The 26633-nt window shown below is 73.3% G+C and carries 18 protein-coding genes; 7 read left to right on the top strand and 11 right to left on the bottom strand.

Annotated features, from left to right (window positions below; genetic code table 11):
- Positions 1-24: 24 nt before the first annotated feature.
- Positions 25-1185, bottom strand: a complete 1161-nt coding sequence (locus tag ACIQUQ_RS34210; protein WP_403983892.1) for a glycoside hydrolase family 6 protein — start codon at positions 1183-1185, stop codon at positions 25-27.
- 361 nt (positions 1186-1546) lie between these two features.
- Between ACIQUQ_RS34210 and ACIQUQ_RS34205 the strand changes: the two genes are divergently transcribed.
- Positions 1547-5536: a WD40/YVTN/BNR-like repeat-containing protein gene (locus ACIQUQ_RS34205; protein WP_403983890.1), complete on the top strand. Its 3990-nt coding sequence runs from the start codon at positions 1547-1549 to the stop codon at positions 5534-5536.
- Positions 5533-5811, top strand: a complete 279-nt coding sequence (locus ACIQUQ_RS34200) for an ABC transporter permease (protein WP_403983888.1) — start codon at positions 5533-5535, stop codon at positions 5809-5811. The genes ACIQUQ_RS34205 and ACIQUQ_RS34200 overlap by 4 nt, the downstream gene beginning before the upstream one ends.
- A 37-nt stretch (positions 5812-5848) precedes the next feature.
- Here the strand turns inward: ACIQUQ_RS34200 and ACIQUQ_RS34195 are convergent, their stop codons facing one another.
- The 5 genes from ACIQUQ_RS34195 to ACIQUQ_RS34175 form a co-directional block, all read right to left on the bottom strand.
- Positions 5849-7000, bottom strand: coding sequence for an XdhC family protein (locus ACIQUQ_RS34195; protein ID WP_403983886.1), 1152 nt, complete (start codon positions 6998-7000; stop codon positions 5849-5851).
- 67 nt (positions 7001-7067) lie between these two features.
- The gene (locus ACIQUQ_RS34190) at positions 7068-8528 is read right to left on the bottom strand and encodes an NCS2 family permease (RefSeq protein ID WP_403983884.1); all 1461 of its coding nucleotides are present in this window, start codon (positions 8526-8528) and stop codon (positions 7068-7070) included.
- Between the two features lie 310 nt (positions 8529-8838).
- Positions 8839-11235, bottom strand: a complete 2397-nt coding sequence (pucD, locus tag ACIQUQ_RS34185) for a xanthine dehydrogenase subunit D (protein WP_403983882.1) — start codon at positions 11233-11235, stop codon at positions 8839-8841.
- Between the two features lie 2 nt (positions 11236-11237).
- Positions 11238-11837 (bottom strand): (2Fe-2S)-binding protein, encoded by a 600-nt coding sequence (locus ACIQUQ_RS34180; protein WP_403983880.1) that lies wholly within the window; start codon positions 11835-11837, stop codon positions 11238-11240.
- A gap of 2 nt (positions 11838-11839) precedes the next feature.
- Positions 11840-12733 carry an FAD binding domain-containing protein gene (locus tag ACIQUQ_RS34175; RefSeq protein ID WP_403983878.1) on the bottom strand — a complete coding sequence of 298 codons (894 nt, stop codon included), beginning with the start codon at positions 12731-12733 and terminating at the stop codon, positions 11840-11842.
- A 253-nt stretch (positions 12734-12986) separates the two neighbouring features.
- On the opposite strand from ACIQUQ_RS34175, the gene ACIQUQ_RS34170 reads away from it, so the two are divergent.
- Both ACIQUQ_RS34170 and ACIQUQ_RS34165 read left to right on the top strand, forming a co-directional pair.
- Positions 12987-14654 carry a PucR family transcriptional regulator gene (locus tag ACIQUQ_RS34170; RefSeq protein WP_403983876.1) on the top strand — a complete coding sequence of 556 codons (1668 nt, stop codon included), beginning with the start codon at positions 12987-12989 and terminating at the stop codon, positions 14652-14654.
- A gap of 173 nt (positions 14655-14827) precedes the next feature.
- Positions 14828-15589: a hypothetical protein gene (locus tag ACIQUQ_RS34165; RefSeq protein WP_399942111.1), complete on the top strand. Its 762-nt coding sequence runs from the start codon at positions 14828-14830 to the stop codon at positions 15587-15589.
- A gap of 57 nt (positions 15590-15646) precedes the next feature.
- Here ACIQUQ_RS34165 and ACIQUQ_RS34160 read toward each other — a convergent pair whose 3' ends face one another.
- Entirely contained in the window at positions 15647-16330 is a 684-nt protein-coding gene (locus ACIQUQ_RS34160; protein WP_403983874.1) for a GntR family transcriptional regulator, read from the bottom strand.
- Between the two features lie 172 nt (positions 16331-16502).
- On the opposite strand from ACIQUQ_RS34160, the gene ACIQUQ_RS34155 reads away from it, so the two are divergent.
- Positions 16503-17411, top strand: a complete 909-nt coding sequence (locus ACIQUQ_RS34155; RefSeq protein ID WP_403983872.1) for a (2Fe-2S)-binding protein — start codon at positions 16503-16505, stop codon at positions 17409-17411.
- 83 nt (positions 17412-17494) lie between these two features.
- On the opposite strand, the gene ACIQUQ_RS34150 is transcribed toward ACIQUQ_RS34155, so the two are convergent.
- Positions 17495-18793, bottom strand: coding sequence for a PucR family transcriptional regulator (locus ACIQUQ_RS34150; protein WP_403983870.1), 1299 nt, complete (start codon positions 18791-18793; stop codon positions 17495-17497).
- A 219-nt stretch (positions 18794-19012) separates the two neighbouring features.
- Between ACIQUQ_RS34150 and ACIQUQ_RS34145 the strand changes: the two genes are divergently transcribed.
- Both ACIQUQ_RS34145 and ACIQUQ_RS34140 read left to right on the top strand, forming a co-directional pair.
- A complete protein-coding gene (locus ACIQUQ_RS34145) occupies positions 19013-20398 on the top strand; it encodes a lipase family protein (RefSeq protein WP_403983868.1) in 1386 nt (461 codons plus the stop codon).
- Positions 20399-20608: 210 nt separating this feature from the next.
- Positions 20609-21682 (top strand): DUF2637 domain-containing protein, encoded by a 1074-nt coding sequence (locus tag ACIQUQ_RS34140; RefSeq protein ID WP_403983866.1) that lies wholly within the window; start codon positions 20609-20611, stop codon positions 21680-21682.
- Positions 21683-21763: 81 nt separating this feature from the next.
- Here the strand turns inward: ACIQUQ_RS34140 and ACIQUQ_RS34135 are convergent, their stop codons facing one another.
- The 3 genes from ACIQUQ_RS34135 to ACIQUQ_RS34125 all read right to left on the bottom strand — a co-directional run bounded on the left by ACIQUQ_RS34135 (position 21764) and on the right by ACIQUQ_RS34125 (position 26625).
- Positions 21764-22300 (bottom strand): ATP-binding protein, encoded by a 537-nt coding sequence (locus tag ACIQUQ_RS34135; protein ID WP_403983864.1) that lies wholly within the window; start codon positions 22298-22300, stop codon positions 21764-21766.
- Between the two features lie 89 nt (positions 22301-22389).
- Positions 22390-24132: a pyruvate dehydrogenase gene (locus tag ACIQUQ_RS34130; RefSeq protein WP_403983862.1), complete on the bottom strand. Its 1743-nt coding sequence runs from the start codon at positions 24130-24132 to the stop codon at positions 22390-22392.
- 171 nt (positions 24133-24303) lie between these two features.
- Positions 24304-26625, bottom strand: a complete 2322-nt coding sequence (locus tag ACIQUQ_RS34125; RefSeq protein ID WP_403983860.1) for a hypothetical protein — start codon at positions 26623-26625, stop codon at positions 24304-24306.
- Between the last annotated feature and the right edge of the window lie 8 nt (positions 26626-26633).

The raw sequence follows: 26633 nt of genomic DNA, 5'->3' as shown, positions 1-26633 counted from the left end.
CCCTAATGGGTCATTACGGCCCGGTTACCGCAGAATGGCCGGTTTCGCCAGGCGCACGAGTTCCAGGGCCTGTTCCGGGAACCACTCGCCGGCCTTCGGGTCGACGGTGCCCCGCGCGGGGTCCTCGGGGCCCCGGCCGCCGCGCAGGCAGGCGCCGTCGGACTCCCCCGGCGTCTTGATCCACAGTCTGGCGTCGTGGAGCGGGTCGCCGGTGGCGGTGGTGGGGCGGGCGCCCAGGCCGCGGCCCGGCGGGTTGCACCACTCCTGGGGGTCTCCGTAGCGGCCGGCCGGGGCCTGCCAGGGGCCCTGTCCGTTGCGGCTGCTGTCGGTGATGAAGTGCTTCATCGTGGCCGGATCCGGTGCCCCCACTCGGGCGGCGATCCAGGCGCGGGCCTCGCCTCGGGGACGCCGCTGGTCGGGGCAGTCCGCACTGTCGCCGCCCTGGTCGGCGTACCGGAGGCAGGCGGAGACCAGGTGGGCGAACCAGGTGCTGTCGTCGTCGGTGGTGTAGTTGGAGATGTTGACGGCGAACCCGGTGGCCGCCTCGACGCCGGCCTGACGCAGGCGCGGCACGATGTTGTTGACGGTGTGCCAGCCCGCGTGTCCGGTGTCCAGGTAGACGTCGGCGGCCGGCTTGGACTCCAGGGTGCGGACCGCGTAGTCGATCTCGGTGTAGCGGGAGGCGGTCCTGGTGCGGCCGAGGGCGTCGCCGCCGCCGGCGCACTCGCGCGGGAGCAGGGCGAGCGAGTCGGGTTCGAGGACGACGAGGGCGCGGTGGTCGTCGATGCCGCGGGCCACGGCGTCGATCCAGGAGCGGTACGCGGCGGTGCCGGCCGCGCCGCCCGCGCTGTACTGGGAGCAGTCGCGGCCGGGCACGTTGTAGAGGACCAGCACCGGCAGCGTGCCGGCGCGGGCGGCGGCCGTCGTGGTGGCCCGGGCTTCGGCCTCGGCCTGGGCAGGGGTCTGGTCGCCGAGCCAGACGGCGTGCGGGGTACGGGCCATGGCCAGGATCCCGGCGGCCTCGCGGTGCTGGCCGCGGTCGGCGAGCTCCCGGGCCTGCCGCCCGGCGGCCGGGTTGGGCTCGGGGACGTACAGGGCGGGCTGCGGGGCGGGAGCGGCGGCGCCGGGAGCGGGCAGCAGCGCGGCGAGGGCGGCGAGCGCCCGGGCGAGGATGCGGTGGACCACGCCCCGACGCTGACGGAACGGCCCCGCACGGGTCAACCCCGGTTCCCCGGGACGGCGCAAGGGCACAACCCGTGTGGGTTGCGTCCGGGAGCGCCTGCTTGCGCGCCGCGCCGGCGGCCGGCGCGCGGTTCACAGCCGGTTGACGGTTCATCCGTTCCGCCACGTCGTTCCCTGACGGTGTGTGGCAGGCGCTGCCACTGCCCCGATTCCCCTTCAACCATTGAAGGTTGGACAGGAACCGCCGGTGTCCCGCTCCTATCGTGGAGACATGGACGGCTACGGAAGCAACACCGGCCGGTCCGGAGGGGACGCTGCCAAGGCTCCTCTCCTCGAGGTCGGCCCGCGAACGTGTCTTCGGGGGATGTCGATCGAGATCCGCGGCTCGGGCTGGCAGAGCTGGCCGGTCCGGCTCACGGTCGACGGACTGGCGGTACTGCCCGACCGGGTGCTCCAGGGGCTCGCGGTTCCCGACGTGGGCGGGGCCGGCGACGAGCCCACGGCCGAGCGGTACGACGGGGCCGACGTCCGGCCGGCCACCGGCGAGGCGGTCGTGCCCGACGGCACCGGTGCCTTCGTCTGCCGCCTGTCGACCTTCCGCCTGGACCCGGGCGACCACCACATCGCGGCGGCGTACACACAGCGCGGAACGCACTACGTGCAGGGTGAGGAAGAGAACGCCGCGCCCGTGACGGTGACCGTGCGGGTGCGCCCCGACACGGGGGACGACCGGCCTGCGCTGGGCTCGGAGGAGGGAGCCGACGGCGAGCCCCACGAGGAGGGAGACGCCCCTCTCGAACGCGAGCGGTACCTGTGGGAGCGGCGCTTCGGTCACATCGGCCGCATCCCTCCCGGTGCCCGCGAGGCTCAGGTGTCGGATGTCCGGGCGCTCCGCGAGCGCCGGGACCGGCTGGAGGCGGGCCTGCGGGCCGCGGCCGGCCGGGATCCGGACGGAACGACCCGGTCGGCACCGGTTCCCGGTGGGACCAACTGGACACCGATGGGTCCCGGGCCGGTGCTGGCCTGGAACGTCGCGTGGAGCGGCCGCGCGCTCGCGGTCGCCGTCGACCCCACCGACACGGACACGGTCTACCTCGGTACGGCGAACGGCGGGGTGTGGAAGAGCACGGACCGGGGACTGACGTGGACGCCGAAGTCCGACTACCAGCGCAGTCTGGCCATCGGGGCGCTGGCGATCGACCCCTCCGACCACCTCCACATCGTGGCCGGGACGGGTGAGCAGCAGGCCACTCACGACACGTACTACGGCGCCGGTCTCATGGGTTCACACGACGGCGGAGACACCTGGACCGAACTGGCGACAGCGTTCTTCGACAGGACACCGATCACCCGTGTGGTGTTCGACCCAACGGACGGCACGGGCAAGCGGCTGCTCGTGTCGTCCGGCATCGGTGTCTGCGAAAGCTCCGACGGGGGCGTGAACTGGACGCGCCGGAGCCATGTCGGCGAGTTCACCGACATGGTGGTGTTCCGCGCCCCGGGACCGCCCGGGACCGTGAGGGTCGTCGCCGCCCAGTACGGCGAAGCCCTTTGGACGAGCACCCGCACATCCGGGTCGTGGTCCGCGTGGACAGCGGTGACCGGCACGGGGCTGCCGGCGCGCCTGGAGTTCGAGCGGGTCGCGATGGCCCAGCAGGCGGGGAACCCCGATGTCGCATTCGCCCTGTTCGCCACCTACCCGGGCTTCGCGGCACTGGCGAGGACGACGGACGGAGGGAGTACCTGGGCGGCCGTACCGATGCGCCTCGATGCCGCCGCCGGAGCCGGGACATCCTTCGACTCGGGGCACTCCCACTCGGTCACGGTGCCCGCGGCGGACATGACGGCACCCACGGCGCCCCACACCTACACGACCACCTCGGGGGGAACGACGCCCCACACCCATGTCGTCTCGTTCACCGCGCAACAGTTCGCCAGGCTGGCCGGCGGCGGGCGCGTGACGCTCACGACGAGCAGCGACGCCACGGGCCACACCCACACCGCGGTCTTCTCCTTCACCGGCCTGAGTTTCTACGCCCTGCACGTGGCGGTGCACCCCACGGACCCGAACGTGCTGTTCGTCGCGGAGCGGAGCCTGTGGCGCTGCAGCACGGGGGGTGGCGTGTTCGAGCCGGTGTCCAACGTCCACGCCGACCACCACGCTTTCGTCTTCGATCCCGTGAACCCGGCCGTCTGCTGGGACGCCAATGACGGGGGCATCCAGATCTCCACCGACACCGGCGTGACGTGGACCGACCGCAACCGGGACCTGGCAACGCTGCAGTTCCACTCCATCGCTCAGCACCCCGAGTGGGAGAACGTGCTGATCGGAGGTACACAGGACAACGGCGTGCACCGCTACGCAGGCACACCGGCGTGGACGGTGTCGGCCTATGGTGACGGCGGATTCACCGCCATCGATCCGTCGAAGCCGGTCCGGATGTACCAGGAGTACACCAACGAGACCATCTACCGTTCCGACGACGCCGGTGCGTCCTGGCTCCTCAAGAACACCGGAATCGGCGGCGTGGTCCCGTTCTACGCACCGTTCGCGCTCGACCCGACCACCGCAACCACCTGCTACTTCGGCGGCGACCAGCTGTGGCGCAGTGCGAACAGCGCGGACACCTGGACCGCCGTCACGTCGGCGCCGGGTCCGGCGATCACCGCCATCGCCGTCCATCCGGGCGACAGCAACACCGTCTACGCCGGGACGGCCAACGGACGCGTGTACCGGTTCCGGCGCACCGGGGCGACATGGAACCCCGCGGACGTGACGCGCACGGACCTGACCGGTCCGGCCCTGCCCCTGGTGTGCGTGTCCGACATCGCCGTCGACCCCGCAGGGACCGTCTGGGTCACGATCGCCGGCATGTTGAACGCCCTGGAACCCGGCGAGTTCAGCTGTGACCACGTCTACCGGCGGGGCCCGGCCGACACCGGGTGGACCTCGCGTTCCAACGGTCTGGCCCAGGCCAATCCCGTCAACACCATCGTGATCGACCCGACGAACCCCAACCGGCTCTTCTGCGGCGCCGACCGAGGCGTGTTCCGGACCGAGGACGCGGGCCTGAACTGGACCCCATGGGATCAGGGACTGCCCAACGCGCCCGTGTTCGACCTGGCCCTGCACGCCAAGCGCCGCCTGCTGCGCGCCGCCACCCACGGCAGGAGCGTCTGGGAACGGCCGGTCGACGTGGCCCAGACCGCGATGGTCGACCTGTACGTGCGCGACACCGTGCTCGACTCCGGCCGGGTGCAGCCCTCCCCCTCCGGTGTCGCGGACCCCTTCGACCCGAGCCCGACACCGGGCACGATGTGGTGGTGGCAGAGTCCCGACATCTTGGTGGACGCCCCGCAGCCGGGGTACCAGACGCCGAGCCCGGTCGGCGACTACGTCGCGCTGGCCAGGCTGGCGCACCGCACGGCTCGCCGGACGGCCGTGAACCGCTTCTACGTGCAGGTGCACAACAGGGGCGTGCGGGCGGCGACGAACGTCCGGGTACGGGCCTTCCTGGCCGATGCCTCGGCGAACCTGCCGCCGCTGCCCACCGACTTCTGGTCCAACGGCAAGCCCTTCGCCGCCGATCCCGTCAGCGCCTCCTACACACCGCTCGGCCCGGTCAGGACGATCGCCAGGCTGGAGGCCGCAGAGCCAGGAGTGGTCGAGTGGGACTTCCTCATTCCGTCCACGGCGGCCGCCCACTCGTGCATCCTGGCGGTCGTCTCCTGCGACGAGGACCCCATCGCGGCGGGCGAGATCTTCGACGTGGGGACGCTCGTCACCATGCGCAAGCACGCGGTGCTGAAGAACCTGCAGGTCGAGGACGCCCTGCCGGGTGGCGTCACACCGTCCCGTGCCTTCCTCATCCTGCTCAACAAGGTCAAGTTCACGTCCCAGCCCTCCGACGTGAGGTTCGACTGGGCGAACCTGCCGGAGGGCACGCGGCTGTACATCGCCTTCGAGAAGCTGGGCAACGCCCAGGGGCCGACGCCGGGCCACGGAGTGGAACTCCTCGATCACGCGGACGAGTTCCTGCCCGACCAGTTCGTCGACCGCCACGGACGGATCCGGAAGTTCGACTTCGCCCGCTCGTACGTGATGAAGCCCGATGAACACCGCAAGAACGAACTGAAGGGCGTGCGCATCGACCCCGAGCTCGGCTCCCGGGCGCTGGCCGTCAACGTCCGCCTCCCCGCGGACGCACCGGACCGGCCTGTGGAGTTCCACGTCCTCCAGGAGGTACAGAACAGGCTGGTGGGCGGGAGCACCTACGTCGTCCGTCCCACGACCGCGCAGCAGCAGGCCGCGCAGGCCGCTGACGGGCAGCACAGAGGGGAAGACATGCCATGACCTCCCGAGCCCCGCGCAGCAGCGGCTCCGGAACGCTCCGCCGCCGCTTCTGGATCGAGGTGGCCCTCGGGTCCCTCTCCGCACTGCTCTTCGTCGTGACCCTGGTCTGGCACGACTGGATCGAGATCCTGTTCGACGTCGATCCGGACGCCGGGAGCGGAGCGCTCGAGTGGGTGATCGTGCTCGTCACGGCCCTCGTCGCCGTCCTGTGTGCCCTCGGCGCCCGGATGGAGTGGCGCCGGACGCACCCCGCCGGGGCGCACGCCTCGCACTGAACGGGCGGGCCGGTCCTCCCGGCCGGGAGCGGGGTCGTCAGGCGACGGCGGGGCGGCGGGTCGGGCGGGGGTCGGGGAGTTCGCGGTGGATCGGCGAGTGGGCGCCGGTCAGCGCGATGCCGCTGCCGCCGCGGCGGTTGGCGACGATCTCGGCGGCGATGGAGATCGCGGTCTCCTCGGGGGTCCGGGCGCCGAGGTCGAGGCCGATCGGGGAGCGCAGGCGGCCGAGCTCCAGGTCGGTGACGCCGACGGCGCGGAGCCGCTTGTTGCGGTCGTCGTGGGTGCGGCGGGAGCCCATCGCGCCGACGTAGGCGACGGGGAGGCGCAGGGCCAGCTCCAGCAGCGGGACGTCGAACTTGGCGTCGTGGGTGAGCACGCAGAGCACCGTGCGGCCGTCGACGTCGGTGGACTCCAGGTAGCGGTGCGGCCAGTCCACGACGATCTCGTCGGCCTCGGGGAACCGGGCCTTGGTGGCGAACACCGGGCGGGCGTCGCAGAGCGTGACGTGGTAGCCGAGGAACTTGCCGACCCGCACCAGGGCGGCGGCGAAGTCGATGGCACCGAAGACGATCATGCGCGGGGCCGGGACGCTGGACTCGACCAGCACCTTCAGCGGCTCTCCGCAGAGGCGGCCGTCCGCGCCGACCTCCAGTACGCCGGTCCGGCCCGCGTCCAGCATGGCGCGGGCCTCCTCGGCGATGGTGCGGTCCAGCTCGGGGTTACCGCCGAGGCCGCCCTCGTGGGCGCCTTCGGGGCGGACCAGCACGGGGCGTCCCACGAGCTCGGCCGGGCCGGCTGCGATGCGGGCCATGGCGGCCGGGGAGCCGGCCGCGGCGGCGGCTATCGCGGCCTCGAAGACGGCCCGGTCGGGGCTGTCGGCGCGGACCGGGGTGACCAGGATGTCGATGATGCCGCCGCAGGTCAGACCCACGGCGAAGGCGTCGTCGTCGCTGTAGCCGAAGCGCTCCAGGACGGTCTCGCCGTCCTCGATGGCCCCGCGGCACAGCTCGTAGACCGCACCCTCGACGCATCCACCGGAGACCGAACCGATCGCGGTGCCGTCGCCGTCGACGGCGAGCGCGGCCCCGGGTTGCCGGGGCGCGCTGCCGCTGATCGCCACCACGGTGGCGACCGCGAAGTCGCGTCCCTGCTCGACCCACCGGTTCAGCTCTTCGGCGATGTCCAGCATTGCGGCCTCCCTGAGAGGTTCGGTTCCAGTATCGGACGGGTGGAGGGTGCGGTCCCGGTCAGCGGGCTCAGCTGATGCCGAGCCAGCCCTCGATCGGGTGCAGGGCGTAGAAGACCACGAAGATCGCGGTCAGGCCCCACATGAAGCCGCCGATCTCGCGGGCCTTGCCCTGCGCGATCTTGATGGCGACGTAGCTGATGACGCCCGCGGCGACACCGGCGGTGATCTGGTACGTGAACGGCATGATCACGACGGTCAGGAAGACCGGGATCGCGACCGAGCTGTCGGCCCAGTCCACGTGGCGGGCGTTCTGCATCATCATCGCGCCGATGACGACCAGGGCCGCGGAGGCGACCTCACCCGGGACGATCTGGGTGATCGGGGTGAAGAAGATGCAGGCGGCGAAGAACAGGCCGGTGATGACGGAGGCGAAGCCGGTACGGGCGCCTTCGCCGACGCCGGTCGCGGACTCGACGAACACGGTCTGGCCGGAGCCGCCCGTGATGCCGCCGATGGCACCGCCGGCGCCGTCGATGAACAGGGCCTTGGACAGGCCCGGCATGCGGCCCTTGTCGTCGGCCAGCTTGGCCTCGGTGCCGACGCCGATGATGGTGGCCATCGCGTCGAAGAAGCCGGCCAGCACCAGGGTGAAGACGATCATGCCGATCGTCACGGCGCCGACCTCGCCCCAGCCGCCGAACTCGACGTCGCCGAAGAGCGAGAAGTCCGGCATGGAGACCGCGGAGCCGCTGAGCTCCGGTGCGCCGCTGCGCCACGCCTTGGGGCTGATGTCCGCCACGGCGTTGAGGATCACAGCGAGGACGGTTCCGCCGACGATGCCGATCAGGATCGCGCCGGGAACCTTGCGTGCCTGCAGCATGAAGATGGCGAGCAGGGTCACGCAGAAGATCAGGACGGGCCAGCCGGCGAGCTCGCCGGCGGGGCCGAGGGTGACGGGACCGCCACCCTGGGAAGCGTGCACGAATCCGGCCTTCACGAGGCCGATCAGGGCGACGAACATGCCGATGCCCATGGTGATCGCGTGCTTGAGGGCGAGCGGGATCGCATTCATGATCATCTCGCGGAGGCCGGTGACGACCAGGAGACAGATCACGACGCCGTACATCACGCACATGCCCATGGCCTGCGGCCAGGTCATCTCGGGGGCGACCTGCGAGGCGAGCACGCCGGAGACGGAGAGTCCGGCGGCCAGGGCCAGCGGCACCTTGCCGATGAAGCCCATGAGGAGCGTGGTCACGGCCGCGGCGAAGGCGGTGGCCGTGATGAGGGCCTTCTGGCTCAGAGTGTCGCCGGCGGCGTCCTTGCCAGAGAGGATCAGGGGGTTGAGCAGGAGGATGTACGCCATCGCCATGAAGGTGGTGATGCCGCCACGGACCTCGTTGCCGACCGAGGATCCTCTGTGGGTTATGTGAAAGTACCGGTCGAGCCAAGACCGTCCGGCCGCGGGGGAAGAGCCGGTTCCGGCGTCTTCCGCGGTGGTCTTGGGCTCCACTGACGACTGGGTCATGGTGCCTAACTCCCAAGGTTCAAAGGGGCACCCGCAGGGGGTTCTTTTTCAATCGCGGGATTTGGGACTGCGTTTGGCTGCACGACCCGGGGTGACGGCCCGAGCTGTGTTACTGCTGGGGGTGAAACTTCGGTGTTTCGGTCCTGCTGGGTGTTGCCGGTGCTTCAGGTGGTGCTGGTGAAGCTGACCGCGAGCGGTGCGGTACTTCGTTGCTCCGGGCGGTGTGACCGCGTGAAGTGTGACGTTCCCTGGTCACACCGCCCGGAGAGTCCGGGGTCCGGGGGCCTCGCGGCCCCCGGAGGACGCCGTCCTAGAGGGTGCCGGTGAGGGCCTCGGGACGGATCGGCGTCTTGTTGAGCTCCAGACCGGTCGCCTGCCGGATCGCCGCGAGGACGGCCGGGGTGGACGACAGGGTGGGGGCCTCGCCGAGACCGCGCAGACCGTACGGCGCGTTCGGGTCGGCGAGCTCCAGGACGTCGACCGGGATGGTCGGGGTGTCGAGGATGGTCGGGATCAGGTAGTCCGTGAAGGAGGGGTTGCGCACCTTCGCGGTCTTCGGGTCCACGATGATCTCCTCCATCACCGCGACACCGAGACCCTGGGTGGTGCCACCCTGGATCTGGCCGACGACGGAGAGCATGTTCAGGGCCTTGCCGACGTCCTGGGCGGTGGCCAGCTCGACGACCTTGACGAGGCCGAGCTCGGTGTCCACCTCGACCACCGCGCGGTGCGCGGCGAAGGTGTACTGGACGTGGCCGTCGCCCTGGCCGGTGACCAGGTCGAACGCGACGGTCGGGCGGTGACGGAACTCGAGCTCGAGGTCGATCGCCTCGTCCTCGAGGATGTCGGCGATGTCCGCGAGGACCTCGCCGCCGTCGGTGACGACCTTGCCGCCCTCCAGGACCAGCTCCGCGTGGGCCCACGCCGGGTGGTACGAGCCGTTCTTGCGGCGGCCGATCTCCAGCAGCTTCTCGCGGACGGCCTCACAGGTGTTCTTCACCGCGCCACCGGTCATGTACGTCTGCCGGGAGGCGGACGTCGAACCGGCGGAGCCGACCTGGGTGTCGGCCGGGTGGATGGTCACCTGCGTGACGCCGAGCTCCGTGCGGGCGATCTGGGCGTGCACGGTGACACCGCCCTGGCCGACCTCCGCCATGGCCGTGTGGACCATCGCGACGGGCTCGCCGTTGATGACCTCCAGGCGCACGCGGGCGGTGGAGTAGTCGTCGAAGCCCTCGGAGAAGCCGACGTTCTTGATGCCGACCGCGTAGCCGACGCCGCGGACGACGCCCTCGCCGTGCGTGGTGTTCGACAGGCCGCCCGGCAGCGCGCGGACGTCCGCGCTCTCGCCGGCGGTCTCCCACTGGCGCTCCGGCGGGAGCGGACGCTCCTTGACGCGGCGCAGCAGCTCGGCGACCGGCGCCGGCGAGTCCACGACCTGGCCGGTGGGCATGATCGTGCCCTGCTCCATGGCGTTCAGCTGACGGAACTCGACCGGGTCCATGCCCAGCTTCGCCGCGAGCTTGTCCATCTGGGCCTCGTAGGCGAAGCAGGCCTGGACGGCGCCGAAGCCGCGCATCGCGCCACAGGGCGGGTTGTTCGTGTAGAGGGCGACGGCCTCGATGTTCACGTTGTCGATGACGTACGGGCCCACCGAGAGGGAGGACGCGTTGCCGACGACGGCCGGGGAGGCCGAGGCGTAGGCACCGCCGTCGAGCACGATCCGGCACTTCATGTGCGTGATCTTGCCGTCCTTGGTGGCGCCGTGCTCGTACCAGAGCTTCGCCGGGTGACGGTGCACGTGGCCGAAGAAGGACTCGAAGCGGTTGTAGACCATCTTGACCGGCTTGTCGGTCGCGAGGGCCAGCAGGCAGGCGTGGATCTGCATCGAGATGTCCTCGCGGCCGCCGAAGGCACCGCCGACGCCGGAGAGCGTCATGCGCACCTTCTCCTCGGGCAGGCCGAGGACGGGGGCGATCTGCTTGAGGTCCGAGTGCAGCCACTGGGTGGCGACGTACAGGTCGACGCCGCCGTCCTCGCCCGGTACGGCGAGGCCGGACTCCGGGCCGAGGAAGGCCTGGTCCTGCATGCCGAAGGTGTACTCGCCGGTGACGATGACGTCGGCCTTCTTGGCCGCCTCGTCCGCGTCGCCGCGGATGATCGGCTGGCGGTGCACGATGTTCGGGTGCGGGACGTGACCGGCGTGGTGGTCGTCGCGGCCCGGGTGGAGCAGGACGGCGTCCTCGGCGAGGGCGGAGGCCTCGTCCGTGACGACCGGGAGCTCCTTGAAGTCGATCTTGATCTTCGCGGCGGCGCGGCGGGCGGTCTCCGGGTGGTCGGCCGCCACGAGGGCGATCGGCTCACCGTGGTGGCGTACGCGGCCGTTGGCCAGGACGGGGGTGTCCTGGATCTCCAGACCGTAGTTCTTCATCTCCGCGGGCAGGTCCGCGTAGGTGAGGACCGAGTAGACGCCCGGCATGGCCAGCGCCTCGGAGATGTCGATGTTCTCGATCTCGGCGTGGGCGATCGGGCTGCGCAGGGTCTGGCCCCACAGCATGTCCTCGTGCCACATGTCCGAGGAGTACGCGAACTCGCCGGTGACCTTGAGCGTGCCGTCCGGGCGGAGCGTGGACTCGCCGATGCCGCCCTTGTTGTGCTTCTGGGTGACGTTGGTCGGCGTACCCACGGTGCGGGTGTTCTGAGCCATGATCAGACCGCCTCTCCCTGACGGGCGGCCGCCAGGCGGACCGCGTCGAGGATCTTCTCGTAGCCCGTGCAGCGGCAGAGGTTGCCGGACAGGGCCTCACGGATGTCCTGGTCGGACGGGTCGGCGTTCTGCTCCAGCAGGGCGTCGGCCTGGACCAGCAGACCCGGGGTGCAGAAGCCGCACTGGACGGCGCCGGCGTCGATGAACGCCTGCTGGATCGGGGAGAGCTCGACGCCCTCGCCGGTCTGGGAGTCGCCCGGCTTCGCGGCCCAGCGCTTGGCCTCGTCGGTGGAGACGCCGTTGCCGCCGCCGCAGGCGCCGGAGCCACAGGCGTGGCCGTGGTCGTCGCGCTGCTTGGAGAAGTCGGCCAGGCCCTCGACGGTCACGACGTCGCGGCCCTCGACCTGACCCGCGGCGACCAGACACGAACAGACCGGCACGCCGTCGAGACGGACGGTGCAGGAACCGCACTCGCCCTGCTCGCAGGCGTTCTTCGAGCCGGGCAGGCCCAGGCGCTCACGCAGGACGTAGAGGAGGGACTCGCCCTCCCAGACGTCGTCGGCTTCCTGCGGACGACCGTTGACGGTGAAATTGACGCGCATGGTTACGCAGCCCCTTCAAGCGAGCGGCCGTTCGTGCCGCGGTACTGCTCCCAGGTCCAGACGAGCTGGCGGCGAGCAAGGATGCCAACCGCGTGACGGCGGTACTTCGCCGTGCCACGGACGTCGTCGATCGGGTTGCACGCGCCGGAGGCGAGCTCACCGAACTGCTTGGCGATCGACGGGGTGATGACCTTGCCGGACTCCCAGAAACCGCCCTCTTCGAGCGCGGCGTTCAGGAACTCCTCGGCGGCCTTGGCCCGGATCGGCGTCGGGGCTGCCGAGGCAATGCCCGTCCGCACGGTGCGGGTGTCGGTGTGCAGGGCCAGGCCGAAGCCGCACACCGCGATGACCATCGCGTTGCGGGTGCCGACCTTGGAGTACTGCTGCGGGCCCGTGGCGTTCTTGATGTGGACCGACTTGATCAGCTCGTCCGCGGCGAGCGCGTTGCGCTTCACACCGGTGTAGAACTCGTCGATCGGGATCAGGCGGGTGCCGCGGACGGACTCGACCTCGACCTCGGCGCCGGCGGCGAGGAGGGCGGGGTGGGAGTCACCGGCGGGCGAGGCGCAACCGAGGTTGCCGCCGACGCCGCCGCGGTTGCGGATCTGCGGGGACGCGACCGTGTGCGAGGCGAGCGCGAGACCCGGCAGCGTGCCGCGCAGGTTCTCCATGATCTGGGTGTAAGGGACGGAGGCGCCGAGCTTGGTGACCTCCTCGCCTACCTCCCACTCCCGCAGCAGCTCGATGCGGTTGAGGTCGAGGAGGTACTCCGGACGGCGGTGGTCGAAGTTGATCTCGACCATGATGTCGGTGCCACCCGCAATCGGCACAGCTGTGGGGTACTCGGCCTTAGCGGCGAGCGCCTCCTCCCAGCTGGCGGGGCGAAGGAAGTCCATGTGCGGCTCTCTTCTTCTTAATCGGGTCGTTCACTTCAAGCCAGGAGGCCCAATGGCCCTCGACTGGTCGTTCACGTGCTGTTAACGCGGTGTGGAGTCAGTACACAAGCCGCGCATCCCTCGGGTGCAGTCACCGAAACCATGAAGCAGTTGGCTGGCGGCCTCCCTCGTCTTGTAGATTCGTATGAAAGGCGAGGTGCGCTGACCTCGCCGATTTCCAACGGCAACATCGAGACAGATCGGCGGCGACCCCATGCGGCTGCGCGCACTGCTGGAAACCGAGGCGCTGGGCTTGCGGCTGCTCGGCGGCGAGGAAGAGCTCGACCGTACGGTCCGAGGCGTGATGACCACGGACCTGAAAGACCCGAGCAGATACCTTTCGGGCGGAGAATTGGTGCTGACGGGCCTGGCCTGGCGACAGATTCCGGCCGACTCCGAGCCTTTCGTACGAATCCTTGCGTCGGCGGGTGTCGCGGGCCTCGCAGCGGGCGAGGCGGAGATCGGGGGCATCCCGGAGGATCTCGTTTCGGCCTGTCTCAGGAACCGGCTGCCCCTGTTCGCGGTGAACGAGGACGTTGCATTCGCCACGATTACGGAGTACGTCGTCCGGCAGGTGTCCGGGGAGCGCGCCGGGGACCTCGCGGCCGTCGTCGACCGCCACCGGCGGCTGATGACCTCGGGCCCCGCCGGCGGCGGACCTGATGTGGTGCTCGATCTGCTCACCACCGACCTCGATCTGCGCGCCTGGGTGCTGTCCCCCACGGGACGCCAGATCGCCGGCGCCGGGGAGGCGCTCCCGCCGGGCGTCTGCGCGGCGCTCGCGAGCGAGCATCTGGCTGCGGTCCGGACCGGTCGCCGGGGCCCGCACCGGATCTCCATCCAGGGTATTACCTACTCCCTCTTCCCGATCAGGGGAAACGGCCGCGCCGCGGCCGGCGCGGGCGCCCGTGACGTGCGCGAGAGCGTGCTGTCGGACTGGCTGCTGGCCGTCGAGGCGGACGCCGGGGACTGGCCCGCGGAGCGGCTGGACCTGCTCCAGGGCGTCACCCAGCTGATCGCCGTCGAGCGGGACCGGCGCGACGCCGCCCGCACGGTGCGCCGCCGGCTCGCCCAGGAGGTGCTGGAGCTGGTGCAGACGGGCGCGGCACCGGCCGAGATCGCCGCCCGCCTGCGGGTGGCCGCCCCCGTGCTGCTGCCCGGCCTGGGCGCGGCCCCGCACTGGCAGGTCGTGGTGGCCCGGGTGGACTGGGAGGGCGGGGACATCCCCGGCGGCCCGGTGGCCCAGTCGCTGCTGGAGGAGATCCTGGTCGACCCGAGCGTGTCCGGCCCGGAGCCGTCCGACCGGATCGCCGTGGCCCACGCCGGGGACGAGGCGATCGCCCTGGTCCCCCTGCCGGCCCTGGCCGGCGAGGAGGGGCCCGACACCGCCCTGCACGCCGACGCGCTGCTGGCGGCCGTACGGGAGCCCCTGGCGGCCGGTCTGGCCGACGACGGGCGGCTCACCCTGGGCGTCAGCGCGGCCGTGCACTCGGCCGAGGGGCTGCGCGGCGCCCTGGAGGAGGCCCGGCACGCCCGCCGGGTGGCCGCCGCCCGGCCCGGCCGGGTCTGCGCCGCCGGGCACCACGAGCTGGCCTCGCACGTGCTGCTGCTGCCGTTCGTCCCGGACGACGTGCGGCGCGCCTTCACGGCCCGGCTGCTGGACCCGCTGCGCGACTACGACCGGCGGCACCGCGCGGAGCTCATCCCGACGCTGGAGGCCTTCCTCGACTGCGACGGTTCCTGGACCCGCTGCGCGACCCGGCTGCACCTGCACGTCAACACGCTGCGCTACCGGGTCGGCCGGATCGAGCAGTTGACGGCGCGTGACCTCTCGCGCCTCGAGGACAAGCTCGATTTCTTCCTCGCCCTGCGGATGAGCTGACGGAACGCCGTTCCGGCGGGCCCCGCCGCCCGCCGGGGTCGGCCGAAACCACAGCCAAGAGATTGTGAAACCGTTCACCTGACCCCTTGGCCCAGCCCTCCGGTGTGTGCTGGGATGCGTCCACGGGCTCGACGACGCGCTTTTCCGGGGAGGGCAATGTGGCGGACACCGCCATGTCGGGTGGTGGAACGACCGGGGGCGACGACCCCCTCCAGCGGGCGATATGGCGGCTGCGCTCCCGCGGCTGCTGGACGGATGCGGCCGCGCTGCTCGAACCGCACGCGGCGGCGCCGGCGGCCGCCCTCCAGCGCGCGGCACTGCTGATCGAGGGCTGCCTCTACACCGAGCGGGGCTGGACGGAGGCGGAGGAGGCCCTGCGCGCCGCCGAGGCGGTGGCCGGTACGGACGACGAGCGCGGCGAGGCCGCGTGCGAGCGGGGGTACCTGGCCTACGCGTCGACCCTGCTCGGGGTGCGGGACCGGGCGGACGAGGCCCGCTCCGCGCTGGGCCGGGCCGCGGCGCTGATCTCGCCGGACTCCCCGGCGCGGGCGCTGCTGGACTTCCGGCGGGGGCTGCTGTCCGAGAACATCTCCGGCTCGCCGCAGGCCGCGCGGGCCGCGTACCGCCGGTCCCACACGGCCGCGGCGGCGCACGGGGACTTCCTCCTGCTGTCCTTCACCTCCCGGCACCTCGCCGGGCTGGCGCTGCGGGACGGGGAGCTGGCCGAGGCCCGCACCGGGTTCGCGCAGTCGCTGCGGCTGCGGGAGGAGCTGGGCTACCTGGTGGGCACCGCCCCCGCGCTGGCCGCGCTGGCGGAGGCGGAGGAGGAGCCCGAGGCGGGCCGGCTGCGGGAGGAGGCGCGGCGGCTGGTCAACCTGCTGGGCGGCGTACCGACGTGGCTGGCGGCGCAGCTGCGGCCGTCGCCGGCCGTCTGAGCACCGGCTGTGCCCGCCCCACGGGGCGGGCACGGCCGTGGGCGCGGGCCGGGCCGGTCAGGTCTGGGAGCCCGCGAAGTGTTCGCGTACGAGCGATTCGACGACCGGGAGGTCCTGGGCGATCAGGGCCTCCAGCAGGGCCGAGTGCTCGGCGGCGTCCGCCACCAGATCGGCGCGCCGGACCGCGGGGGCGCCCGGCAGGGGCCACTGGGAGCGCCGGTGCAGGTCGTCGGCGACCAGCAGCAGCTGCTCGTTCCCGGCCAGGGCCAGCACCGCGCGGTGGAAGGCGCGGTCGGACTCCGCGTACCCCGCCACGTCGCCCGCGGCAGCGGCGGCGGTCGTCGCGGCGGCGAGGGGCCGCAGCGAGGGCCAGGTCTCCGCGGGCACGCTCCGCGCCAGCCGCAGCATCACCGGCACCTCCAGCAGGCCCCGCACCTCGGCCAGCTCGGCCAGCTCGCGCGGCGTGCGCTCGATCACCCGGAAGCCCCGGTTCGGCAGGCACTCCACCGCCCCCTCCAGGGCCAGCTGCTGCATGGCCTCCCGGACCGGCGTGGCGGACACCCCGAAGCGCTCGCCCAGCGCGGGCCCCGAGTAGATCTGCCCCGGCGCCAGCTCGCCGTCGATGAGGGCGGTGCGCAGCAGCCCGAGGACCTGGCCGCGGACGGAGTGCCGGGACACCTTCTGGGGCGGGATGGCCACCCCTTCGGCGGAAGGGGCCGTGGGGAGTGCGGCATCGGACACGCGCCTCGTCCCTCCGTCCCGGTCCGCCCCGCGCGGGCCGCCGTGTGCGGCCGCGTTCCAGGGATGTCCCCCGAGGATAGGCGAAACGGCAGACGGGCCCGCGGTACGGACCTGCCGTGATCGGGTAAGGTAAGGCTAACCTTTGTTTCGATCGCGATCGATGGGCTCCGTCATGACCGTCCCGGCTGCGCTCCCCGCTTCCCCGGCCGCCCCCGCCCACGCCTCCGGCTCCCACGCGGGGGAGCCCCGTGCCACCGCCGGCTCTCCGGTGGCACCGGCGTACGCGCGGCTGGCCGAGGTGTTCCCGGGGCTGACCGTCCGTGAGGCGGGCGCGACCGGTCCGGCCCCGCGCGGTGCGGGCTGGGTCGGCGCGGCCGAGCTGGCGGCCGGGGGTGCGGCCCTGGACGCGTTCCTGGCCTGGGACGATGCCCAGGTGCGCCGGGACTACGGACGCCAGGCCCGCCCGGACGTGATCGCGAGCTTCGGGTTCCACCGGTACGCCTGGCCCGCCTGCCTGCTGTTCACGGCGCCCTGGTTCCTGTCGCGACGGGTGCCCCGGCTGCCCGTCGAGCGGGTGGCGTTCCACCGGACCCTCGGCCGGATGTCCGTACGGGTCGAGGAGTTCGCCTGCCTGCCGTCGGACCCGGCGGCCGCGCTCCCCGGGGCCCGGGTCGTGCCCGACGAGGAGGCGCTGCGGGCGGAGGTGCGGGCAGCGGTGGCCCAGCACGTCGCGCCGGTGCTGGAGGGGTTCGGCCCGCGGATGCGGCGCGGGCGGCGGGCCCTGTGGGGCATGGTGACCGACGAGGTCGCCGAGGGCATCTGGTACATCGCCAGCCTGCTCGGCGAGGAGGCCAGGGCCACGGCGGAGCTGGCGCTGCTGCTGCCGGGCTCGACCGCCCCGTACACCGGCGGCGCCGGCTTCCGTACGCTCACCGGGCCCGGCGGCCGGGAGCTGCCCACCCGGGACCGTGCCAGCTGCTGCCTCTTCTACACCGTGCGGCCCGAGGACACCTGCGTCACGTGCCCGCGCACCTGCGACGCGGACCGGGTCGCCCGGCTGACCGCGGCCGCGACGGCGTAGGCCCGGCCGCAGGCCGTACGTCGTACGCCCCGCGCTGTCGCCCCGGGCCCGGCCCGGACCCGCCGCAGGACGCGGCCCCGGGCTCAGCCGGCCCCCGGCCTGCCGGGGGCCCGGCCCGCGCCGCCCTGCCGCACCGCGTCGTGCGCGGCCAGCGCGGCGTGCAGCGTCAGGACGTCGGCGCCCCGGGCGGCGTCCAGTCCGGTGAGCTCGGCCGCCTTGCGCAGCCGGTAGTCGACGGTGTTGGGGTGGACCTGGAGCCGGGCGGCGGCCCCGCGCCGGTCGAGTCCGGCCGCGAGGAACGTCCGCAGCGTCTCCAGCAGCTCCGGGCGCCCCTCCAGCGGGCCCAGCAGCGCGGCGAGCCCGCGCCGCGCCGGACTCGGCCGGCTCAGCTGGTACTCCAGCAGCACGTCCTCCAGCAGGTACAGCCCGGGCCCCCGGCCCGAGGCCTGCGCGACCTCCCGCACCTCGCCGGCCAGCCGGGCGGCCTCCGCCACGTCCTCGGGCGCCGCCGGCACCACCGCCGCCAGCAGCTCGGCCCCGCACATCCGGCCGAGCTGTCCGACCATCCGGGTGAGCCGCTCCCGGTCCGCGGGGCCGCACTCGGCGGCCGGGGTCTCGTACGGCACCAGCACCAGCCCGCCGGACCCGGACAGCACGGACAGCGGGATGCCGGCCGTCTGGCGCTGGAGCTCGTTCCGCAACCGCCGGAGCTTGCGGCGGGCCGCGACCGCGTGGTTCACGCCGGGCAGCAGCTCGTCGGGGTGCGGTCCCACGCTGATGCTCAGCACCAGGTAGCAGGGCGGCAGCCGGACGCCGGCCCGGTCGGCCGCGGCCCGCGGACTGCCGCCCTCCAGCAGCCGGGACAGCAGCGACTGCAGGGCGACCTGCTCGTCACCCAGGGCCATCTGGCGCTCCTGCACGTACCCCGCCGCCACGTCACAGCTCACCAGCCGCAGGTACGCGAGGAGTTGGCGCTGGACCAGCAGCACGTCGCCCAGGTCCCCCGGCCCCGCGGCCGAGAAGACCTGGGCGGCGCACTCCTCCGCGCCGAGGTGGTAGGCACTGACCACGGCCTCCAGCGGCACCCCCTCGTCGGCGCGCCGCGCCGAGGACTCGCGGATCGCCGCCTGTTCGGCCGGCCCGGGCAGCTCGCCGGTGCGCAGCACCTCGGCGAAGGTCCGGATGCCGCGGACGACCTGCTTGGCGATGTCGCCGCCGAGCTGTTCCGGCGGCAGCGCGCCGTACACGGGCAGCCGCTCGACCAGCCGGACCATCACGGCCCGTTCCAGCGTGCCTTCGGCCGCCCTCAGCCGTTTGTGGACCGGGACGCCGCCGAACCGCGGCGCCGCCTGGTCGGGTTCAGGAGCGTTGGACGCGGTCACAATCCACCTCTCCAATCTCTGGGGCCCGCCCCGGAGACGCGGCCGTGCGGGGCCCGCATGATGTTTCCGGGACTTTTCCTACTGGTTGGTAACACGTCCGGCCGGTGAACCGCCAGACAATCCCCCGCCCCTGTCACGTCGTTGCCGAAGAGCGCAGTACCCGGGAGCCCGCCGTCACGGACTCCGGCCCCGCACGCCCCCCCACGAATCGAGGCACCCATGTCCAAGGCAGCCGTGCGCCTGACCACCCTCGCCGCCGCCACCGCGGTGGTCGTGGCCGCCTCCCCGGCGGCGACGGCCGGCGCGACCGCCGTCCCGACGGCCGCGACCGCAGCGGTGGCGGCCACGACCTCGACGACCGCGGCCACCACCACGGGCGCGAGCGACCCCTTCTACGCCTACGCCGGCAGCACGCCCCTGTCCGCGTTCGCGCCCGGCACCGTGCTGAGGTCGCGGACGCTGCAGTACCACCTCATCGGGATCCCCACCCCGCTGAAGGCGGTCCAGCTGCTGTACCGCACCACCGACGCCCAGGGCCGGCCGGCCGCGAACGTGACCACGGTCGTACACAGCCCGTCGGGCGACGGCAGCCGGGCGGTGTCCTACCAGTCCTTCTACGACTCGCTCAGCCCGGAGGACGGACCGTCCCGCGCGATCGCCGGGAACGTCACCCTGGGCGGCCTGATCCCCAACGTCGAGGCCCTGTTCATGGCGCCGCTCCTGGCCAAGGGCTACGACCTCGTCATCCCGGACACCGAGGGCCAGCGGGCCAACTTCGCCGCGGGGCCGGAGTACGGGACCAACACCCTCGACTCGATCCGCGCCGCCACCCGCACGGACCAGACCCGGCTCGACGCGGACACCCGCTTCGCCCTGCTCGGCTACTCCGGCGGCGCCATCGCGACCAACTGGGCCGCCGCGCTCGCACCGCGCTACGCCCCGGACGTCAACGCCCGGCTGGTCGGCTACGCCGAGGGCGGCCTGCTCGTCGACCCGGCACACAACCTCAAGTACGTGGACGGCTCGCTGGCCTGGTCCGGCGTCATCCCCATGGCGGTCATCGGGGTCTCCCGCTCGTACGACATCGACCTCAAGTCCTACCTCAGCGACTACGGCCGGAAGGTGTACGACCAGCTGGAGGACGGCTCGATCATCGACGCCATCGGCCACTACCCCGGCCTGACCTGGAAGAAGATGGCGAAGCCCGAGTACGCCGACCCCAACTCGATCCCCGCCTTCCTGGAGGCGGTGAACCGGCTAAACCTCGGGTCGGCCGCCACCCCGACCGTCCCCGGTTTCATCGGCCAGGGCGATGCGGGCGTCCTGGAGGGCACTTTCGGCAACCGCCCCGGCATCGGCACGGGCGACGGGGTCATGGTCGCCGGCGACGTACGGGCGCTCGCCCGCCAGTACTGCGCCACCGGCGCCCCCGCCGTGAAGTACCGGCAGTACGAGCTCCTCAGCCACGTGGGCGCGACCGCCGCCTGGGTCCCCGTGGCACTGGGCTGGATCGACGACCGCTTCGCCGGCCGGACGGCCCCCTCCGACTGCGGCCGCATCCCCGCCGGCAACTCCCTCGCCCCCGAGGAGGCCCCGGGGTCCTGAACACCGGCCCCCTCCGGACTACTCCACTCTTTCGAGTGAGGCGATTCGAACTCAACTACGTTATTCCGAGCGCGAGTTCGAGACAGATCGCCCTATCCGGAGGGGGCCGCAACCCGATGGCGGTCACTTGACCCGAAACCTGCATGCCGCCTGCGCGCGATCCGCCAATATGACGCCGGAACGCCGCTCTCGCGATGCAAGGGACACCGGATGAGACTGACCGACATATCGCTGGACTGGCTGCTCCCCGGCAGCCTGCTGATCCTCGGCGTCCTGGCGGCGGTGGCGGTGCTGGCGCGCGGCAGGCGCGAGAGTGACAAGGCATCGGCGGACGACAGCTGGGAGCGCAGCGAGGAGCGCCGGCGCCGCAAGGAGGCGGTCTACGGGACCGCCTCGTACGTGCTCCTGTTCTGCTGCGCCGCGGTGGCCGCGGCCCTCTCCTTCCACGGCCTGGTCGGCTTCGGCCGGCAGAACCTCAACCTCTCCGGCGGCTGGGAGTACCTCGTCCCGTTCGGCCTCGACGGCGCCGCCATGTTCTGCTCCGTGCTCGCCGTCCGCGAGGCCAGTCACGGCGACGCGGCGCTCGGCTCCCGGCTGCTGGTCTGGCTGTTCGCCGGTGCGGCGGCCTGGTTCAACTGGGTGCACGCGCCGCGGGGCCTGGGGCACGACGGTGCCCCGCAGTTCTTCGCGGGGATGTCCCTCTCGGCGGCCGTGCTGTTCGACCGGGCCCTCAAGCAGACCCGCCGGGCGGCGCTGCGCGAGCAGGGTCTGGTGCCCAGGCCGCTGCCGCAGATCCGCATCGTCCGCTGGCTGCGGGCTCCCCGCGAGACCTTCGGCGCCTGGTCGCTGATGCTGCTGGAAGGCGTACGGACCCTCGACGAGGCGGTCGAAGAGGTGCGCGAGGACAAGCGCGAGAAGCAGGCGAACCGGCTCCGCAGGCGGGAGCAGGAGCGCCGCGAGCGCGCCCACATCCGGGCGTTGGGCCGCCAGCACCGGGCGTTCGGCCGGTCCCGCGGCCGGCAGGTGGACGTGCCGGGACTCGCTCCGGGGTCGGGCTCCGCGCCGGTCGGCGCGGAGCCCGCCATAGCAGAACCGGGACAGCTGCCCATGCTTCCCCTGAACGGAGCCCCCGAGCGGCCCTCCCTGAAGGCCGTCAGCGGCTCCAGCTCCATTGACGGCTACGCGCGGACCGTCGACCTCACCGCCGAGGACGACACGCAGACCATCCCGCGCCTGGACTCCCTGGAGCGCAAGCTCAAGGACCTGGAGCAGCAGTTCGGCTGAGGGACCGGGAGCAGCGGGTCGGCAGGAGGGGGAGGACCGGGTACGCCCGGTCCTCCCCCTCCGCGTTCCCCGGCCGCCGGTTCAGTCCGGTCCGGAGCCGGCGGCGTCGATCTCGAACCAGACGACCTTGCCCATCCCGTGGGCGCTGACGCCCCAGGCGTCGGCCATCGCCTCCACCAGCAGCAGTCCCCTGCCGTGCGTACCGTCGTCGGCGGCCGGTACGAGGGGCAGCGGATGCCGGGTGGCGTGGTCCCGGACCTCCACCCGGAGCCGGGAGGCGGCGAGGCTGGCGGTCACCTCGGCCCCCTGGTCGGTGTGGACCAGGGCGTTGGTGACCAGTTCCGTCGTGAGCAGCTCGGCCACGTCCGCGGAGTCGGCGCGGCCCCAGGGGCGGAGCAGTTCCCGGAGTGCCCGCCGCACCTCGCCCACGGCCCGGAGGTCGGCCCGGCGCACCGTGCGGCTCATCCGGCGGCCCGGAGGCCCCGCCGGACCGGACGCCGAGGGGCCCGGGCGCTTGTTGCGCGCCGCCTCCGTGTCCGTGTCCTCGTCCTCGGAGGGCTCGCGCGCGACCGGCCGCCCCCTTCTCCACTGCTGCCCGGCGTTCGCCCCCACCCGCACGGTGCCATCCCTTCCTCGAACAGGTCTACGGGATGCATGCCCCGCGCGGGCGGCGGCACTCCTGCCGGTCACCGGCCGGTCGCAATGGGCTATGGCCTGGGCACATTCCGGAGGTTGGAGCGGGCCATCTGGAGCATCCTGCCGACCCCGCCGTCGAGCACGATCTTGCTGGCGGACAGCGCGAAGCCGGTGACCATCTCCGCCTTGATCTTCGGCGGGATGGACAGGGCGTTGGGATCGGTCACCACGTCCACCAGTGCAGGTCCCCTGTGCTTCAGGGCGTCCCTGAGTGCGCCCGCCAGCTGCTTGGGCTTCTCCACCCGGACGCCGTACGCCCCGGCGGCGCGGGCGATGCCGGCGAAGTCCGGATTGCGGTTCGTGGTTCCGTACGAAGGGAGTCCGGCTACGAGCATCTCCAGCTCGACCATGCCCAGAGACGAGTTGTTGAACAGGACCACTTTGACGGGCAGGTCGTACTGCACCAGCGTGAGGAAATCTCCCATCAGCATGGAGAACCCGCCGTCGCCCGACATCGAGATCACCTGGCGGCCGCGGTCGGTGAACTGGGCGCCGATCGCCTGGGGCAGGGCGTTCGCCATGGAGCCGTGGCTGAAGGAACCGATGATGCGGCGGCGGCCGTTGGGGGAAAGATAGCGCGCCGCCCACACGTTGCACATTCCCGTGTCCACGGTGAACACCGCGTCGTCCGCGGCCAGTTCGTCCAGGACGGACGCGACGTACTCGGGGTGGATGGGGGTGTGCTTCTCCACCTTGCGGGTGTACGCCTTCACGACCCCCTCGAGCGCGTCGGCGTGCTTCTTGAGCATCTTGTCCAGGAAGCGCCGGTCGGTCTTGGCGCGCACGCGCGGGGTGAGGGAGCGCAGGGTCTCGCGCACGTCGCCCCAGACCGCGAGGTCGAGCTTGGAGCGGCGGCCGAGGTGTTCGGGCCGGACGTCCACCTGGACGATCTTCACGTCGTCGGGCAGGAAGGCGTTGTACGGGAAGTCCGTGCCCAGGAGGATCAGCAGGTCGCACTCGTGGGTGGCCTCGTAGGCGGCGCCGTAGCCGAGCAGGCCGCTCATGCCCACGTCGTACGGGTTGTCGTACTGGATCCATTCCTTGCCGCGCAGGGCGTGGCCCACGGGCGCCTTGACCCGCTCGGCGAACTCCATCACCTCGGGGTGCGCGCCGGCGGTGCCGCTGCCGCAGAAGAGGGTGACCCGGTCGGCCTCGTCGACCATCCGGGCCAGCTTCTCGATCTCGCCGTCGCCGGGGCGTACCGAGGGGCGGGCGGTGACCAGGGCGTGCTCGACCGGCCGGTCGGGGGCGGGCTGCGAGGCGATGTCGCCGGGCAGCGCGACCACGCTGACGCCGCTGCGGCCGATGGCGTGCTGGATGGCCGTCTGGAGCAGGCGGGGCATCTGGCGGGGGTTGGAGATCAGTTCGCTGTAGTGGCTGCACTCGCGGAACAGCTGGTCGGGGTGGGTCTCCTGGAAGTAGCCGAGGCCGATCTCGCTGGAGGGGATGTGGGAGGCGAGGGCGAGCACCGGGGCCATGGAGCGGTGCGCGTCGTAGAGGCCGTTGATCAGGTGCAGGTTGCCGGGGCCGCAGGAGCCGGCGCAGGCCGCAAGTCTGCCGGTGACCTGGGCCTCGGCGCCGGCCGCGAAGGCGGCGGTCTCCTCGTGCCTGACCTGGATCCACTCGATGCCGCCGGTGCGGCGGATGGCGTCGACCACCGGGTTGAGGCTGTCGCCGACCACTCCGTACAGCCGACGGACGCCGGCGCGGGCGAGGATGTCGACGAACTGTTCCGCCACGTTCTGCTTGGCCATGACAGGGGGTGCCCTTCCGTCCGGCGTCGGTGCCCGTGCGGCCGCGGGGCGGCGGCTCGCCTCCCATCAACCCACGCGCCGGCGGGTCACGCCTGTCGGGTTGCTCCGTCCCTGTCCCTGTCCCGGTACGCGGGCCCGGACCCGGACCCGGACCCGTACCTCTTCCTCGTGTCAGCTCTCCCAGAGGGCGGCGGCGGTGCGGTCGTCGGCGTAGCCCTTGACCCTGAGCTGCGAGTCGGCGAGGAAGGCCGCCAGTCCCGGCGCCCCGCCGGAGCCCGGGCCCCAGCGGCCGGCCAGGGCCTCGGGCAGCAGCGGCTCGTCGCGCATCGGGTCGGCCAGGCCGCCGGTGCAGACGAGGAGGGTGTCGCCGCTCTCGGCCACGGAGGCGCGGAACCGGAAGGGCTGGTCGGCCCTGGCGGGTTCCAGGTCCTCCCACACGCCGCCGCGGAGCCGGAACAGGCCGCCCTCCCCCGCGCCGAACACCACGCGGGTGCGGCACTCGGGGTCGATGGGGAGCAGCATGCAGCGCAGCCCGGTGGGCTGGGGGTGGCCGAGGGCGCGCAGCCGGCCGTACCCGCGGTCGGTCAGGCGCTGGAGGCCGGAGCGGAGGTCGTCGCGGCGGCCGGCCCGGATGTCGGCGCCGAGCCGCTGCTGGCTGCGGCCGACGGCGCCGGCGATCCACCGGCAGAGTTCGGCGTCGGCCTGCGGGGCGCCGGTGGTGGCGCGGTCGCCGCCGGCGAGGGCGACCAGCAGCAGGGCGTCGTCCCCGCGGCCGAAGCGGGCCGTGAGCAGGAAGTCCCGGCGGGCTTCGCCGCGGTAGCGGGCGGAGTCGCCGCGTACGGAGGCGGCGCGGAGGGTGTAGCGGCCGTACCGGGCGCCTTCGAGCACGGTGTCGGGCACGAGGTCGGCCGGCTCGGCCGGGTCCGCGACCGGCAGGGCGCCGGGCTCGCCCTCGTAGGTGGGCGGCCGGTCGCCGAGGTACCGGACGGCGGGGCGCCCGGGGTGCGGGCGCGGCTCCGCCGGGGGCGGCGGCAGCGGGGGCAGCTCCTCAGGGGGCCCGGTGCGCTGCGCGGGCAGGCCGGGCGCCGCGCCGCTGCCCCGTACGGTGTCGCCGCTGGCGGGGCCGGCCCCACTACGGGGTGCCTGCGGCGCGTCGTCGGTCCCCTCCGGGACCGCCCCGGCACCGGAAGCCCCGTACGGGGACGGCGTGTCCGGCGCGACGGACCTCGGGTCGGGTCCGGTGGCGGGGGTCTCCCCCTCGCCCCGGGCGGGCGACGGACCGGCGGCGCTCCCGGGCCCCGGGGCGGGGTGTGACGGGCTGCCGGGTCGGTCAGGGCCGGCGCCCGCCCCCCTGCGTCCGTCCGGCGGCTGCGGGCCGGAACTCCCGCTGCCGGTACGGGTGCCGGCCGTCCCGCCTCCCGCTCCGGCGGCGGGGTTCGGCGGGATGGGTTCGGGGGTGCCGGTGCCCGGAGCGCGGGGGCCGTACCGGGGGTCGGGCTCGGAACACTCCCGCGGCAGGGGGGCGGGCGGGGGCGGCGGCGCGTCCGGGTAACCGGGCCACGGCAGCCCGGCGTCCGCGTTCCCGGGGGCCGGGGGCGGTGGTGGTGGTACGGGCGGGGCGGGCGGGCTGCCGGGAGCCGGCCCGCGTCCGGGGCCGGAGGCGGGCGGCAGGCCGCCGGTCCCGGCATCCCCGGCGGCGGGACGGGTGTTCCGGCCGTCGGCGTCACCGTCCGACGCGCGGGGATCGGCAGCCCTGCCGGAGGCGTCGCTGCCGGAGGCGTCGCTGCCGGAAGTGTCGCCGCCGGAGGCGTCGCCGCCCGGCGCGAGCGGGCCGGAGCGCCGGGCGGCGGGGCCGCTGCCCCGACCGGGGTCGTCACCGCCCCACGTGCCCCGGCCGGTGGTGCCGGCGCTGAAGTCCGGGAGGGTCGGCGGTGGTTCCCAGGGGGCGCGCGGGCGCGTCGGCAGGGCCCCGGACTCCGGGGCGTCCCCGGCCCACGGCCGTGCGTCCGCCCGGCCCCCCGGAGCGTCCGGACCGCCGCCCGGTGTCTCCCCCTCGCCCGGCGGTGACGGCTCCGGGGCCGCGAGGGCACCGGACGCGCCCGCGGCGGCCGGGGTCCTGCGGGGGCCGGGGACCTCCTTGCCGGGGAACGCGACGGCGCTGCGGGGCGGCTCACCGGGAGCCGGACCCCCGGGTGCGCGTCCCTCCCCCGCCGCCGGTCTCCCGGACCCGCGCGTCTCCCCGGTCACCGCCCCCGCTTCCGGCCCTCCGGGCGCCCGGCCGGCCGGCGGCTCTCCCGAGGGCGGCCGCACCTCAGCGGGCCCCGGCGGCCGGCGTGCGTCCGGGCCGGGCGGTACCGGTGCGGTCACGCGGGACGCCGACGTGAAGTGGGCGTCCAGGGTGTCCTCGGGGCCGCGTGCGGTCCGGTCGTCGTCGGGCGGGAAGTCCTCGTACAGGTTCTGCCACCAGTCGTCCGCTTCCCCCTGCTGGTTCATGCCCTTAT

This window comes from Streptomyces sp. NPDC101118 (assembly GCF_044759445.1).
Taxonomy (GTDB): Bacteria; Actinomycetota; Actinomycetes; order Streptomycetales; family Streptomycetaceae; genus Streptomyces.
The sequence above is the reverse complement of the archived record's forward strand: the minus strand, read 5'-3'. Positions and strand labels throughout refer to the sequence as shown.

Coding starts and splice junctions, on each gene's coding strand:
- ACIQUQ_RS34205 (WP_403983890.1), top strand. CDS start 1,547: ATGTCGATCGAGATCCGCGGCTCGGGCTGGCAGAGCTGGCCGGTCCGG.
- ACIQUQ_RS34200 (WP_403983888.1), top strand. CDS start 5,533: ATGACCTCCCGAGCCCCGCGCAGCAGCGGCTCCGGAACGCTCCGCCGC.
- ACIQUQ_RS34195 (WP_403983886.1), bottom strand. CDS start 7,000: ATGCTGGACATCGCCGAAGAGCTGAACCGGTGGGTCGAGCAGGGACGC.
- ACIQUQ_RS34190 (WP_403983884.1), bottom strand. CDS start 8,528: ATGACCCAGTCGTCAGTGGAGCCCAAGACCACCGCGGAAGACGCCGGA.
- pucD (WP_403983882.1), bottom strand. CDS start 11,235: ATGGCTCAGAACACCCGCACCGTGGGTACGCCGACCAACGTCACCCAG.
- ACIQUQ_RS34180 (WP_403983880.1), bottom strand. CDS start 11,837: ATGCGCGTCAATTTCACCGTCAACGGTCGTCCGCAGGAAGCCGACGAC.
- ACIQUQ_RS34175 (WP_403983878.1), bottom strand. CDS start 12,733: ATGGACTTCCTTCGCCCCGCCAGCTGGGAGGAGGCGCTCGCCGCTAAG.
- ACIQUQ_RS34170 (WP_403983876.1), top strand. CDS start 12,987: ATGCGGCTGCGCGCACTGCTGGAAACCGAGGCGCTGGGCTTGCGGCTG.
- ACIQUQ_RS34165 (WP_399942111.1), top strand. CDS start 14,828: ATGTCGGGTGGTGGAACGACCGGGGGCGACGACCCCCTCCAGCGGGCG.
- ACIQUQ_RS34155 (WP_403983872.1), top strand. CDS start 16,503: ATGACCGTCCCGGCTGCGCTCCCCGCTTCCCCGGCCGCCCCCGCCCAC.
- ACIQUQ_RS34145 (WP_403983868.1), top strand. CDS start 19,013: ATGTCCAAGGCAGCCGTGCGCCTGACCACCCTCGCCGCCGCCACCGCG.
- ACIQUQ_RS34140 (WP_403983866.1), top strand. CDS start 20,609: ATGAGACTGACCGACATATCGCTGGACTGGCTGCTCCCCGGCAGCCTG.
- ACIQUQ_RS34130 (WP_403983862.1), bottom strand. CDS start 24,132: ATGGCCAAGCAGAACGTGGCGGAACAGTTCGTCGACATCCTCGCCCGC.
- ACIQUQ_RS34125 (WP_403983860.1), bottom strand. CDS start 26,625: ATGAACCAGCAGGGGGAAGCGGACGACTGGTGGCAGAACCTGTACGAG.